The following is a 13,778-nucleotide window of genomic DNA, read 5'->3' as shown; positions in this document are numbered from 1 at the left end:
GCCTCCCCGTCCCGAAGTCCGGTCTCCATCCTGACGCGATGGCGGGGCGACGCAACCGACAGATGTCACTGATCTTTCCCTGATCAGCTTCCTCCCAGATCGAGTCAGACCAGAGGTCGGCTGACCGGAAGTGTGGAGTCGGCGCCGAACTCCAGGGTCGACGGCGGCAATCCCCGGGTCACCATCTCCGCACCCAGTGCCGCGATCATGGCTCCGTTGTCGGTGCACAGGGCCGGCTTGGGCCGCCGCAGCCGGATTCCGGCCTGCTCGGCTCGTTCGGCGAGCAGCGCACGCAGTCGGCCGTTCGCCGCCACCCCACCGCCGATCAACAGGTCCTCCGCACCCAGCGCCGCGCAGGCGTCGATCGCCTTGGCACTGAGCACATCGCAGACCGCCTCCTGGAAGCTTGCCGCGACGTCGGCCAGCGGCACGTCCAGTCCGTCGCGTTGCCGCAACTCGACCCAGCGGGCGACGGCGGTCTTCAGCCCGGAGAAGGAGAAGTCGAACCGGTGCTTGATCAGGTCCTTCTGCGCGGTCAGCCCACGCGGGAACCGGATCGCCGCAGGGTCTCCGGCGGCCGCGGGATCACCGTTGCCGTTGGCGATCCGGTCGATCACCGGACCGCCGGGATAGGACAGCCCGAGCAATCGGGCGACCTTGTCGTACGCCTCCCCTGCTGCGTCGTCGATGGTCGCGCCGACCTCGATGATCTTGGTCGCCACGTCGTCGACCTGCAACAGCGAGGTGTGCCCACCGGAGACCAGGAGAGCCACCGCGGGTTGCGGCAGCGGCCCGTGGTCCAGCAGGTCGACCGCGACGTGTCCGGCCAGGTGGTTGACCCCGTACAGCGGCTTTCCGGTCGCCAGCGCCAGAGCCTTGGCGGCGGCGATGCCGACGACCAGGGCGCCCATCAGACCCGGCCCGGCGGTGACCGCTATCGCGTCGACCTCGGACAACTCGATGTCGGCTGTGGCCAGGGCGCGTTCGAGGGTCGGCACGATCGCTTCCAGGTGGGCTCGGCTGGCGACCTCCGGCACCACCCCGCCGAAGCGAACGTGCTCCTCGACGCTCGAGGCGACCTCGTTGGCCAGCAGTCGGTTGCCGCGGACGATGCCGACTCCGGTTTCGTCGCAGGACGATTCGATGCCGAGGATCAGCGGTTCAGTCATGGTCGTCATCCCCCAGCGGCCGGCGCATGATCATCGCGTCGCTACCCGGCCCGTAGTAGTCCTTGCGTACGCTGAACTGCTCGAAGCCGTACGACCGGTAGAGCGCGATCGCCGATTCGTTGTCGGTGCGCACCTCCAAGATCATTTCCTGGACGCCGCGACCGGCGGCCAGTTCCAGGCCGGCGGTCATCAACCGCCGTCCGATACCGCGCCGGCGGCTGCCGGGGGTGACGATGATCCGGTCGAGGTCGCAGACGTCCGGGCCGATCCGCAGCGCGATCACGCCGTGGAGTTGATCATCTCCGGCGACCAGCACCGCCAGTGCCGGATGGCTCAGCTCGTGTTCCCAGCTGTCCCGGCCCCACTGCTCGCAGCCGTCGAATCCGGCCAACTCCAATTCCATGATCGCCGACAGATCATCCGGATCTGCGGCGCGGACGGCCAAGGTGATCACCGCAGGGCCCTCGGGTGGGCGAGCACGGATTTGCGGGGTCCGGGTGGGGCTGCGTCCGGGCGGCGCAGATAGAGCGGCTCGATTCCGGCATCCGGCAGGGCCGTACCGGCCAGCGCGAGGATGCCGCCGTCGAGTTCACTCGGCGCATCCTGTGCCCGGGGCAGGTCCGGATACAGCAGGGTTGCCGGCCCGCCCACGGGCAGTCCGGGCACCCGGTCGGGGCGGCCGACGGCCGGCCCTTCGATCCGTCGGCCATCGATGTCGTACCGCGCCCAATAGACCTCCCTGCGGCGGGCGTCGGTCGCGATCACGAACTCACCACCGGGCCGACCGGTCCGCAGCCATTGGGCGGCGAAGACGTCGAGGCTGCAGACACCGTGGACCGGAACACCGAGGGCCGAACCGAGCATGCGGGCGGTTGCGATCCCGACGCGAAGTCCGGTGTACGGCCCTGGTCCGACGCCGACGACGACCCCGGTGAGTGTGGCCAACTCCACACCGGCTTCGGTGATCACCGAGGACACCAGCGGCGCCAGCTGTTCGACATGCTGCCGGGCGTCGGCGAAGTTCCGACGGGCCAGCACCCGTTCACCGTCGGACAGCCCGACCGCGACCTGGGTCGAGGTGTCAAGGCCGAGGATCAGCTGGTCGGTCACTTCTCCCCCACCGGTTCCAGGCCGGCGACGCTGTCAAGATCAACTCCTACCCAGCGCTCACCGACGGCGGTGATCAACACCGTTCGGGTCTCGTCCTCCGGGTCGGCACTGCGCAGCACGGTGATCTCCAGTCGTTCGGGGCTGAGCCCTTCGGCAACGTTCTCTCCCCACTCGACCACGGTTACCGACCGGTCGAGGGTCTCCTCGAGATCAAGATCCTCGAGTTCGTCGGGACCGGACAGCCGGTAGGCGTCGACGTGCACCAGATCCGGGCGATCGTCGACCGAGTGGTGGATCCGGGACAGCACGAAGGTCGGGGAGATGATCGGTCCGGCCGCACCGAGGCCATGACCGATGCCCTGGGTCAACGTCGTCTTTCCGGCGCCGAGGTCGCCGGTGGCGATGATCACGTCTCCGCCTCGCAGCAGACCCGCCAGGGCGACACCAAGATCGGTCATGTCGTCGGCGGTCGGCACGACGATCCGCACCGGCAGCGGGCGGGCAAGGATCACCCCGTGCGGCGCCTGCCGGTCGATGCCGAAGCCGCGATGCTGCCAGTAGGTGATCAACTCCGGAAACTCTTCCCGGGCGAACAACTCCAACCGGTTGCAGCCGAGTTCGGCCGCCAGCACCTCTGCCTCGATCACCATGGCCGACGCGATGCCGTGGCGCTGGAAATCCGGATGCACCGACACCCGGCGCAGCACACCGGTCCGTCCGTCACCCTGATCATGGGCGCGTTCGATGATGATCGCGCCCGCCGGTCGACCGGCGACGGTGGCGTACACGCCACTGCCGTGCGCCAGTGCCGCCGCCACGCTGTCCGCGGTTTCGGCGTCAGCGGTCGACGGCGGGTCCAGCGGCGGTCGGGCGCCGAACGCGGCATGGATCACCTCGACCATGCCGGCAGCGTGCTCGGCAGTGGCCCGGTGGTAACTCGGGAACGGCTCGTCAGACGAATGCTGGTCGGTCATCGCCCGCTATGGTAGGCGGCCCGCTCCGGTCGTCCGTCGGAATTCCATCTGCCGTTGCCCTTGCCGCCGTTGCCCTTGCCGCTCGGCTTTCCGTTGGCCGGGCCGCGATTGGACCGGCCCGCAGGGCCGCGGGAGGGACGGCCGAAGCCACCGGCCCGGCGGTTACCGGACCGCGGCCCGCGATCCGAACGCGGCGCGATGAGCTTGGCGTAGTCCCGGTCGCTGATCCGGTCGCCGCCGACCACGACAGCGCCCGTGACGGCGGCCAGTTCGGCGTCACCGGGACGGGCGTTGAGCTGGACCGCGTTGACACCGGCATCCCGGGCGAGGCGCCGGATCTGCCGCCGCTGGTCGGGCAGGACCAACGTGACCACCACTCCGGCCTGGCCGGCTCGCGCGGTCCGACCGGCACGGTGCAGGTAGGTCTTGCCGTCGGCGGGCGGATCGGCCTGGAGGACCAGACCGACCTCGTCGACGTGAATGCCGCGGGCGGCGACGTCGGTGGCCACCAAGACCGGGAGCGAGCCGTTCTTGAACGCCTCCAGCGTGCGATTCCGGGCGCCTTGGGGAAGCCCGCCGTGCAAGGCGCCGGCCATCACGCCGGCGGTGCGCAACTCCTCGGCCACCCGATCGGCGCCGAGCTGGGTGCGTACGAAGATCACCGTGCGACCGGAGCGGTTGGCGATCTCCGCGGTGATCGACTTCTTGTCCGCGGGGGCGATCGGCAACAGGTAGTGGGTCATGGTGTCGACCGATGCCCGATCGGTGTCGACCTCATGTGTGCTGGGATCGGTCAGGTAGGTGGCGACCAGCCGGTCGACGCCACGATCCAGTGTGGCGCTGAACAGCATCCGCTGACCGTCGGCCGGGACCGCGTCCAAGATGGTGGTGACGTCGGGCAGAAAGCCGAGATCGGCCATGTGATCTGCCTCGTCCAGCACCGTGATCTCGATCGATCCCAGGTCGAGGGCGCCACGATCCATCAGATCGATCAGCCGACCCGGCGTACCGATGACGACGTCGATGCCCTGCTCCAGACCGCGCAGCTGAGGCGTGTACGACATCCCGCCGGCGACCAGCACCGTACGGAGTCCGATGGCGCGGGCCAGCGGTGCCAGCACATCGGAGACCTGGGTGGCCAGTTCGCGAGTGGGCAGCAGGATGATGGCGCGCGGAGAACGACCGGGACGCCGTCCCTTGGCGAGGCGGGTGAGCAACGGGAGGCCGAAGCCGAGCGTCTTGCCCGATCCGGTCCGGCCGCGGCCAAGCACGTCCCGGCCGGAGACCGCGTCGGGGATGGCAGCAGTCTGGATCGGGAACGGTGTGGTGATGCCGTCCTCCGACAGTCGCTCGACGAGCACCGGGTCGACGCCGAGTTCGGCGAAGTCGGTTGCCGAGGCATCCATCGGGCGGCTGGTCGGGCGGCTGACGGTGGGCGAGCCGCCGAGATCTGAGCGCGGCGACTCGAAACGGCGCGACTCGACACGACGCGTCTCGAAACGGCGCTTCTCGGAACGGGCGCCGCGGTCCGACTGCGGACGCTGGGTGGTCGGACGGTCCGAACGGTTGCTGACGGCGCGGTCGGAACGGTCAGAGCGGTTGCTCACGGCGCGGTCGGAACGGTTACCAGCCGGCCGGTCGGAACGGTTGTCGACGGTCCGTTCGGCGCCGCCGCGGCGACGCGGGCGGCGGCCACGGGCAGCTCGCTCCTCCGCCGACCAGCGGTGCTTTTTGGACGAATGGTTCGAGCGCGGGGAGCGCTCGGGCTTACCTGACGGCATGAATCTCTCTTCTTCACCGACTGTGTCGGGTGATCGGGGCGCACGCGCCCCTGGAAGGACGCACGCATCGTGGTCGAACCCGGGCGTTGGCACACCACAGCAACTCGGCTGAGGAAGGGTTCGATGGATGGAAGCGGGAAATCGGTGGATCGGCACCGACCCGCTGGATTGATTCTACGCCGCTGGCTCCTGGGAACCGAATCGTCGCGCTGCAGGGCCCTGGCCGTGGGCGCCGCCGACCAGCAGTGTGGCCGGGTGCCCGTTGACCAGGATCTGGTACGACCGTCGTACCCGAAGATCGTGGGATGTCCACTGCTTCTCGATGACATCGGCCAGCTTTCGGGCGACGAGCATGGCCAGGGTGCCGCCGGGTCGCAGGACGCGGCTGATGGCTCCCAGCGCGTCGGCGGTCACCGATTCGGCCTCCAACGGGCCGCCCTCGTCGTACTCACCCCACGGCGGGTCCGTGATCACCACATCCACCGAGTCGTCCGGCACCGAGGGCAGCGACCGGGCGTCGTCGCTGAGTTGCCTGATGCCCGCCCGGCCGGCCAGCTCCGGGAGCAGCTCGACCGATCCGTCGCGGTAACCCAGGTCGGAGCAGATCGCCTCCCCGTACGGCTGCTGTGTCCGAGCGGCGATCAAGGCACCGCTGCCGGCGAACGGGTCAAGTACCACGTCAGCGCGTCGGGGCCGTCCGGCCGCATGCACGATGACCTCGGCGACATCAGGCGCCAGTGCGCCCTTGACCGCCTGGCGCCGCTGGCGTCGCGGCGTTCGCTGACAGAACAGCACCTGGTCCAGATCCCGACGGGTGATCGTCCAGTACTCGTCCCCACCCCCGCGTGGGGTGAATCGACCGCCGGTTGCACGGTTGATCGCGTCCGTCAGCCGTGATCGACTGCCGGCCGGTACGCCGACGAGCTGGCCGTCCTCGGAGAACATCAGCCGGTACGGATTGCGGCCACGGGGAAGGGTCCACCTGCCGATCTCCCGACTGATGGCGTCGACCGCCTGCCGAAGCTCCCGCCGTCGCGGCACCGATCCGATCACGATGAAACTGTTCTTGATGTAGGACAGCTGCCCGAGCTTCGCGGCCGGCGCCTTGGTGCTGATCATCACCGCACTGTCGTCGGCGTACAGGACCTGAGCGTTGAGGTCGGAGGTCAGCGAGACGGCAACCAACTCGCCCAGGCCGGCCGCGTGCATGCAGAGCACCTTCACCACCCCGACTCTATCCGTGGGTACCCGGTGGGCTCGCCGCACCAGTTGCTCGTTCCCGCGACCCCTACTCGACCCCGCACCGCCTGCAGCCGGTGCGCCGCCGACCAACTGGTGCGGCGCGGACGAACTGGTGCGGCGCGAACGAACTGGTGGGCAGCCGACCGGGACGAGGATCTGCACTTCCACCGCGGCCTGATCGAGCGCAACCGCGAGGACCCGACACGGCTCACCGGCGCAGGGTTCGTCGAGGTCGGCCCGTGCGGCACCGAGGGAGTACCGAGGCGAGGTCGTCACGGTGATCGCGTACGAACTTCCGGACGCCCTACCCCGATGAGGTCGACGACCTCGACGGGTCACCGGACCCGCTCTGCTCGGCTTGTCGCCGCCGGCCGAGGCTGCGGATCAGTCCGATCACCGACACCACACACCAGGTCCCCTCGAGCAATAGGAAACCCCATTGCCGCTCCTGGAATGCGAGGACCGCCAGGATGCCGGACCCGATGGTGTTGACCACCAGATACGAGACCGAGTCCTGCTTCATCCGCCCAAGCTGAGCGGCGGCGAAGCCGAGCAGTATCAGCAGCGATCCGATGATCTGGACTATTTGCAGAACCATGACGCCCTTCCCGATCTCAGCGTCGTCTTTGCGATCCGGGTACGGCGCGTCTCGTCCGGGCATCCCGCGAACGCGGGACCGATCCCATCGTGGCACAACGCAGCCTTGGAGCCGCTGCGCCCAGAGAGAGTGGGGTCGGCCCGGCGGGCACTCATTCCGAACCCGCCGGGCCTGGACCGCACCCAGCACTAGAAACCGGGTGCGACCTGACCCTGAGCTACCCAGCCGCGGGCCGGACCAACCTCCGCTGCCGGGGCAGTGGCCGCCGTCAGGGGCGCGACTACTCCGATCCGACGCTGCGCACCGGTGTCACCTTGCCCCGCTGACCACCGGTGGCACGCACCACCAGTCTGTCCAACTCGTCGGTCACCCGGCGGTGGTATTCGATCATCGCCATGTGACCGCACGGGTCGAGGATCAGTGTGTCGGCGTTCGGCAACTCCTCGATCAGAAGCTCGGTGTGCCGGAACGGCGTGACAAGATCCTGCTTCGCTCCGATCACCGTCGTCGGCACCGTGTTGATCACCTGCAACGCAGGGGACTCATCCAGCTCGGCGAAGGCCGGGTAGAAATCGGCGATCACTTCCAACGGTGTCTGGGACAACATCTCGCCGACGAACTTCACGTACGCCGGCGGCACTGGCGAGGGGAAGGTCATCAGTCCGGTGAGCAGCCAGGCAAGATCGGAACCTGCTTGCCGGGTGTGCTCGACAACCGTGGGAATCCGGTTCAGCGCAGCCATCGCCGGCATCGCTGCGCGGGCGAGCAGCCGCGCGGGCAGTCCACGGACCGGGTGCGGGTCGAGCAGATCGTCGCTGGAGGTACAGACCAGCCCGACACCGCTGATCGGGCCGACACCGTCGATCGGTCCGGTGGCGCCGAACCACTCGGGACGCTGCCTGGCCAGTTCCATGATCGTCATCCCGCCCATGGAGTGCCCGATCAAGATCACCGGACCCGGTCCGGCCACCTCCTGCAGGACTTGGGCCAGGTCGGCGGCCAGCTGGGAGATCCGACACAGGTTCGACGCCGAGCGTCCCGACCGACCGTGGGAACGGTGGTCGTAGAAGATCATCCGGTACTTCCCCTGCAGCGCACGACGCTGGAAGTGCCAGCAGTCGAGGCTCAGCGCGTAACCGTGGATGAAGACCAGGGTCACCTCGGGCCGGTCCACGAGATCGGGTTCGGGTTCGTCTACCTCCACGTGCAGCTTCACCCCGTCGAGCGTCTCGACCTGCTGACCTTCGGTGCGCAGCGCGAAGAACTGCTCGGCATCGGCACCGTGGATCGCGGGACGTAACCGCTTGCCGATCAGCTCACGCTCCAGCGTGAACCCGGCTGCGACACCGCCCAGCGCCAGCGCGGCAACGCCCGCGGCCAGGCCGAATCCCTCGCGACGACTCATGATGCTCCCTGCACCCTCCTACTCCGGGTCGGTCCGGTGGACCCGCGGTACCCGGACCCCGATCCGGGTGACGATCTCATATCCGATAGTGCCGCAGGCATCCGCCCAGTCCTGTGCGGTGGGCCCGCCCGCGCCGAAAACGACGACCTCGTCACCGACCTGCTCCGGCGCGTCAGGACCGAGCTCGACCACGAACTGGTCCATGCAGATCCGTCCCCGGACGGGGACTGTGCGGCCGCCGACAACGACCGCGGCGGTGTTGCCGGCGTGCACCGGGACGCCGTCGCCGTAACCGAGCGGCACCAGGCCGAGGACGGTGTCCCGGTCGGCGATCCAGGTGTGCCCGTACGACACGCCCTCGCCCTGCCGGATCGCTTTGACGGCTGCCAGCCGCGCCCGCAGAGTCATCACCGGTTCCAGCTCCAGCCCGGCGCCGCCGGCGACGCCGGGTGCCGGTTCGACGCCGTAACAGGCGATGCCGAGCCGGACCAGGTCGTACCGAGCCTCCGGCAGGGTGATCGCGGCCGCGGAGTTGGCCAGATGCCGTAGGTCGGGGTGCAGTCCGTTGCGGGCCGCGACCTCCAGAGCATCGGCGAAACGCTCGGACTGCCGGGCGATCGACGGATGCCCGGGCTCGTCGGCCGATGCGAGGTGCGACCAGATGCCGGCCACCCGGACCGCACCGGACTGCTCCGCCTCGGCAGCCAGTGCGCAGAGCTGCTCCCAATCGGCGATCGGCGAACCGTTGCGGGACAGCCCTGTGTCGATCTTCAACTGGACCCGGGCGGTCCGCTGCACCGCACCGGCTGCGGCACTGATCACCGACAACTGTTCAGGATGATGCACGGTGATGTCGATGTCTGCGGCGACGACAGCCTCGAAATCCTCGTCAGGACCGTACAGCCAGCACAACAACCGGCCTTGATCACCGGCAGCCCGCAGCCGGAGTGCCTCGGACGGCGTTGCCACCCCGAGCCAGTCGACACCGGCCCGGCGGGCGGCCGCCGCGCAGTTGATCATGCCGTGCCCGTACGCCTCGGCCTTGACCACCACCATGATCGACATGCCGCCGACATGCTCGCGTAGTCTGGCGATGTTCCGGCCGAACGCGGCAAGATCGACAACGGCCGACGCCGTGTCCGGATCGATTCCCGGGGCCGGCACAGCGGTTGCTTCCATGATCGGCTCGCCCATGATCAACTCCCACCGTCATCGCGGCTCTGCAGCCGGCCGAGCATCCGGGCCGCCTCCCGGGCCAACTCGTGGGGTGGCACCGGACCGGGCAGCGACGCCGCAGTGACCGCCTGCAGCGAGGCGGCCAGTGCCCCGGCCTGCGGTGCCGGCACGCCGGCAGCCAGCAAGGTCGCACACATTCCGCCGAGTACGTCGCCGGAACCGGCCTGTGCCGTCCAAGCCGGTCCGGGTACGGCGATCAGCACCGACCGCTTACCGGGTTGTGCGACGATCTGGGTCGCACCCTTCAGCAGCACTGTCCCACCCGTCCGGTCGGCGCCGCGATGGGCGGCGCCCACCGGGTCGGCTTCCACCTCGGCACGTTCGCAGCCGAGCAGCCGGGCGAGCTCACCGGCGTGCGGGGTGAGCAGCCAGGAGGGATCGAGTCCCTCGTCCGGCAGGTGCCGCAACCCGTCCGCATCGACCACGGCGGGCAACCCGTCAGCCAGACCGCGGGCGATCACCTCGGCGCCGTCGGTGCGGTCACCCCAGCCGGAGCCGTACAACCTGGCCTGCACCCTGCCTTCGGCGTAGACGACATTCGGCAACGCCGCGGTGAGCACCCGCCGGGCCTCCTCGCTGCCGCGGAACCGGACCATCCCGGCACCGGCATAGACAGCACCGTGGGCCGCGAGGATCCCGGCACCGGGATATTGGCTGGACCCGGCATCGATCCCGACGACACCGCGGGCGTACTTGTCACTCCGGGCACCCGGATAGGGCCACTGGGCAGCAAGATCATCTTCGTCCAGCTGGTACAGCCCGGTGACGGCATGATCAACTTCGAAGCCGAGGTCGACCCGGACCAGGCGACCGCAGTGCCCCTTGGCGGGCTCGATCAGTTCGCTCGGCTTGGCCGCCCCGAAGCTGACCGTGACATCGGCCCGCACTGCGGCACCGGGAACCGCCCCGGTGTCGGCATTCACACCGGAAGGAAGATCAACGGCGATCATCGGTACGCCGGCCTGTTCGAGACGGGCGACGAGGGCGGCGATCTGATCAGGAAGGCCGGGTCGGCCACCGATCCCGAAGATCCCGTCGACAGCCAGATCGAAGGATCCCCGATCCGATTCGCCGACCCGACCACCGGCAGCTCGCAGTGCTGCCAGGCCGGCCGCGTGCGGCGTCCCGATCACCGGCAGCGCAGTCACGGCGGCGCCCCGCCGGGCCAGGTGTGCACCGGCGAACAGCACATCGCCTCCGTTGTTGCCGCCGCCGACCAGCACCAGAACCCGGGCGCCATAGACTGCGCCCCGTCGCCGGAGCAGCTCGTCGATGATCACCGAGGCCAGTGCCCGTGCCGCGATCTGCATCAGGTCACGTCGGGGATCGGCGGCGATCGCCGTCTCCTCCAGGCGCCGGATGTCGTGTACCGGATAGGCCGTCTGCATGATCAACTCCTCAGCGTTCGCAGATCACGAACGCCGAGGCTATCCCGGCGTCATGGGACAACGAGACGTGAATCTCCGTCACGCCGAGCTCGGCTGCCCGAGCAGCAACGGTGCCGGCGATCGCGAAACCCGGCCTGCCCTCGTCGTCGGTGACGATCTCGGCATCCAGCCAGGACATCCCGCTCGGTGCGCCGAGTGCCTTGGCCAGCGCCTCCTTGGCCGCGAACCGGGCAGCCAGCGAGGCGACCGGGCGGGTCGCCTCGGTGGAGGTGAACAGTCGTTTGACCAATCCCGGCCGGCGGTCGATCGTTGCCGCGAACCGTTCGACGTCACAGACGTCGATGCCGACACCGATGATCACCGGATCACCGGGCCGCATGCGATAGCCGTACTCACAACACCCGAGCCTACGATCACTCGACGGTGACGGACTTGGCCAGGTTGCGCGGCTGGTCGACGTCGTGACCCTTGCGGGTGGCCAGCTCGCAGGCGAAGAGCTGCAGCGGTACGGTCGCCGCGAGCGGCTGCAGCAGGGTCGAGACCTTCGGCAGTCGGATCCACACATCGGCCAGCGGTCCGACGGCCTCGTCGTCCTCCTCGGCCAGCACGACCGTCAAGGCGCCCCTGGCCCGGATCTCGGCGATGTTGGACACCACCTTGTCGTGCAACATGTCGCGGCCGAGCGGCGGTACGACGACGAAGACCGGCAGCCCCTGGTCGATCAGCGCGATCGGTCCGTGTTTCAGTTCCCCGGCGGCGAAGCCCTCGGCGTGGATGTAGGCCAGTTCCTTGAGTTTCAGCGCTCCTTCCAGGGCGACGGGATAGCCGACGTGCCGGCCGAGGAACAGCACCGACGGCTGCTCGGCGAAGTCGGCGGCCAGTTTGAGCACCGGCTCGGCGTCGTCCAGCACACCCTGGATGGTCTGCGGCATCTGCTCCAGTTCGTCCATCAACCGGGCGATCTCGTCGCCGAACAGCGTGCCGCGGACCTGGGCGAGATACAGCCCGAGCAGATAGCAGGCCACCAGCTGGGTGGTGAAGCCCTTGGTCGAGGCGACCCCGATCTCCGGGCCGGCATGGGTGTAGATCACCGCGTCCGACTCTCGCGGGATCGTCGAGCCGTTGGTGTTGCAGATCGCCAGCACCCGGGCGCCCTGTTCCGAGGCGTGCCGGATCGCCATCAGCGAGTCGGCGGTCTCGCCCGACTGGCTGATGCAGACCACGAGGGTGTTGGCGTCGACGATCGGGTCCCGATAGCGGAACTCGTGGGCCAGCTCGACCTCGCAGGCGATCCGGGTCCAATGCTCGATCGCGTACTTGGCCACCAGGCCGGAGTAGAAGGCGGTACCGCAGGCCACGATAATGATCTTGTTCACCCGGCGCAGTTCGGATTCGGAGATCCGCAGTTCGTCCAACCGCAGCGATCCGTCGGTGTCGTAGCGGCCGAGCAGCGTGTCGGCCACCGCCTTGGGCTGCTCGTAGATCTCCTTGCGCATGAACCAGTCGTAGCCGTCCTTCTGCGCGGCCGAGGTGTCCCAGTCGACGTGATAGGGGCGCGTCTGCGCCGGACGTCCGTCGAAGCCGGTCACCCGCACCTCGCCGGCGCGGATCTCCACGACCTGGTCCTGGCCGAGTTCGATCGCCTCGCGGGTGTGATCGATGAAGGCGGCCACATCGGAGGCGAGATAGCTTTCGCCGTCGCCGATCCCGACGACGAGCGGGGAGTTCCGCCGCGCCCCGACCACCGTCGCCGGATCGTCCCGGTCGACGGCGACCAGGGTGAACGCACCGTCCAGCCGATTGCAGACCGCGCGCATCGCATCCGGCAGCCTCCGGCCGGCCTCGAGTTCCTGAGCCAGCAGATGTGCCACGACCTCGGTGTCGGTGTCGGACACGGTGGCGATCCCCGCGGCACCGAGTTCGGCGCGCAGCGCGGCATGGTTCTCGATGATGCCGTTGTGTACAACGGCCACCCGACCGTCGAAGGACAGATGCGGGTGGGCATTGAGGTCGTTGGGTACGCCGTGCGTCGCCCACCGGGTGTGCCCGACACCGACCCCGTCGACGGGCATCGGTTCGGCGTCCAAAGCGCCGGCCAGGTTGCCGATCTTGCCCGCCCGTTTCGCCAGCGCGATCCGCGACCCGGCGTCGTCGGAGGTGACAACGGCGACCCCGGCCGAGTCGTAGCCGCGGTACTCCAGCCGTTTCAGTCCGGACATGATGATGGCTGCGGCAGGCCCCGGGCCCACATATCCCACGATCCCGCACATGGCCGTCAGGCTACCCACCGCGGCACGAAAAATGCTGGACCGGTCGTTGGTGAACGATGAATCACTACGCCGGGCTGCCCGGTTCGGCCCACGGAGATTGATCATCCTCCGGCTGGCCGGTCACGGGGATCATTCCGGGTCGTTCCGGCCCGCGCATCAGGGGTTTGCCCGTGGTGGCGCAGGTGCCACGCGCCGGAAGATGCGCCTATGTCGTACAGCAACACAGTTACCGGAACGAGGTGGATGAAGGCGCTGCTGTTCGTCGCCCTGATCAGCAGCGCACTGGTCTCCGGGTTGACGCTGACCCATGTCCTTCAGGACCCGGGAAGCCGCGGGCTCGACGGAGCGTCGTGGCTCGCGGTGCAGCACACCTTCTACGGCGGATTCGCCGTCGTCGGAGGCATCGGTGAGATCGTCGGCGCCATCGCCGCCGGCGCGTTGGGCATCTGGCTGATCGGCCACCGGTACGTCGCGGGCGGCGTTCGGGCCCTGATCGCAGCTGCCGCCCTGCTGGGCACGCTCGTCGCGTACTTCGTCGGTAACCGGCCGGTCAATGCCCTTGTCACCGACTGGACACCGGCCACCCTGCCACCGGACTGGACCGC

Annotated in this window: 12 protein-coding genes and 1 riboswitch; all 12 genes read right to left on the bottom strand. The window is 68.9% G+C overall.

The window, feature by feature from the left end:
- Window positions 1-104 precede the first annotated feature (104 nt).
- Entirely contained in the window at window positions 105-1,169 is a 1,065-nt protein-coding gene (gene tsaD / locus GJV80_RS22430; protein ID WP_154689795.1) for a tRNA (adenosine(37)-N6)-threonylcarbamoyltransferase complex transferase subunit TsaD, read from the bottom strand.
- Window positions 1,162-1,623: a ribosomal protein S18-alanine N-acetyltransferase gene (gene rimI, locus GJV80_RS22425; RefSeq protein WP_255455505.1), complete on the bottom strand. Its 462-nt coding sequence runs from the start codon at window positions 1,621-1,623 to the stop codon at window positions 1,162-1,164. Before rimI ends, tsaD begins: the two co-directional genes overlap by 8 nt.
- On the bottom strand, window positions 1,620-2,279 hold the full coding sequence (tsaB, locus tag GJV80_RS22420; RefSeq protein ID WP_154689794.1) for a tRNA (adenosine(37)-N6)-threonylcarbamoyltransferase complex dimerization subunit type 1 TsaB: 660 nt from the start codon (window positions 2,277-2,279) through the stop codon (window positions 1,620-1,622). Before tsaB ends, rimI begins: the two co-directional genes overlap by 4 nt.
- Window positions 2,276-3,253 carry a tRNA (adenosine(37)-N6)-threonylcarbamoyltransferase complex ATPase subunit type 1 TsaE gene (gene tsaE / locus GJV80_RS22415; RefSeq protein ID WP_154689793.1) on the bottom strand — a complete coding sequence of 326 codons (978 nt, stop codon included), beginning with the start codon at window positions 3,251-3,253 and terminating at the stop codon, window positions 2,276-2,278. Before tsaE ends, tsaB begins: the two co-directional genes overlap by 4 nt.
- Window positions 3,250-4,860, bottom strand: a complete 1,611-nt coding sequence (locus GJV80_RS22410) for a DEAD/DEAH box helicase (protein WP_230207946.1) — start codon at window positions 4,858-4,860, stop codon at window positions 3,250-3,252. Before GJV80_RS22410 ends, tsaE begins: the two co-directional genes overlap by 4 nt.
- Window positions 4,861-5,208: 348 nt before the next feature.
- Window positions 5,209-6,258 carry a TRM11 family methyltransferase gene (locus GJV80_RS22405; protein WP_154689791.1) on the bottom strand — a complete coding sequence of 350 codons (1,050 nt, stop codon included), beginning with the start codon at window positions 6,256-6,258 and terminating at the stop codon, window positions 5,209-5,211.
- A gap of 322 nt (window positions 6,259-6,580) precedes the next feature.
- On the bottom strand, window positions 6,581-6,874 hold the full coding sequence (locus GJV80_RS22400; protein ID WP_154689790.1) for a hypothetical protein: 294 nt from the start codon (window positions 6,872-6,874) through the stop codon (window positions 6,581-6,583).
- Between the two features lie 16 nt (window positions 6,875-6,890).
- Window positions 6,891-6,956, bottom strand: a riboswitch (guanidine-III (ykkC-III) riboswitch).
- 198 nt (window positions 6,957-7,154) lie between these two features.
- Window positions 7,155-8,279 (bottom strand): alpha/beta fold hydrolase, encoded by a 1,125-nt coding sequence (locus GJV80_RS22395; RefSeq protein WP_154689789.1) that lies wholly within the window; start codon window positions 8,277-8,279, stop codon window positions 7,155-7,157.
- 18 nt (window positions 8,280-8,297) lie between these two features.
- Window positions 8,298-9,473 carry an alanine racemase gene (gene alr, locus GJV80_RS22390; RefSeq protein ID WP_230207945.1) on the bottom strand — a complete coding sequence of 392 codons (1,176 nt, stop codon included), beginning with the start codon at window positions 9,471-9,473 and terminating at the stop codon, window positions 8,298-8,300.
- Window positions 9,474-9,475: 2 nt separating this feature from the next.
- Window positions 9,476-10,903: an NAD(P)H-hydrate epimerase gene (locus tag GJV80_RS22385; protein WP_154689788.1), complete on the bottom strand. Its 1,428-nt coding sequence runs from the start codon at window positions 10,901-10,903 to the stop codon at window positions 9,476-9,478.
- 10 nt (window positions 10,904-10,913) lie between these two features.
- Window positions 10,914-11,264: a holo-ACP synthase gene (locus tag GJV80_RS22380; protein ID WP_154690457.1), complete on the bottom strand. Its 351-nt coding sequence runs from the start codon at window positions 11,262-11,264 to the stop codon at window positions 10,914-10,916.
- A 52-nt stretch (window positions 11,265-11,316) separates the two neighbouring features.
- The gene (gene glmS / locus GJV80_RS22375) at window positions 11,317-13,173 is read right to left on the bottom strand and encodes a glutamine--fructose-6-phosphate transaminase (isomerizing) (RefSeq protein ID WP_154689787.1); all 1,857 of its coding nucleotides are present in this window, start codon (window positions 13,171-13,173) and stop codon (window positions 11,317-11,319) included.
- Window positions 13,174-13,778: the final 605 nt, after the last annotated feature.

It is taken from the genome of Microlunatus sp. Gsoil 973, assembly GCF_009707365.1.
Classification (GTDB): Bacteria; Actinomycetota; Actinomycetes; order Propionibacteriales; family Propionibacteriaceae; genus Microlunatus.
This window is presented reverse-complemented; position numbering and strand designations above follow the sequence as displayed.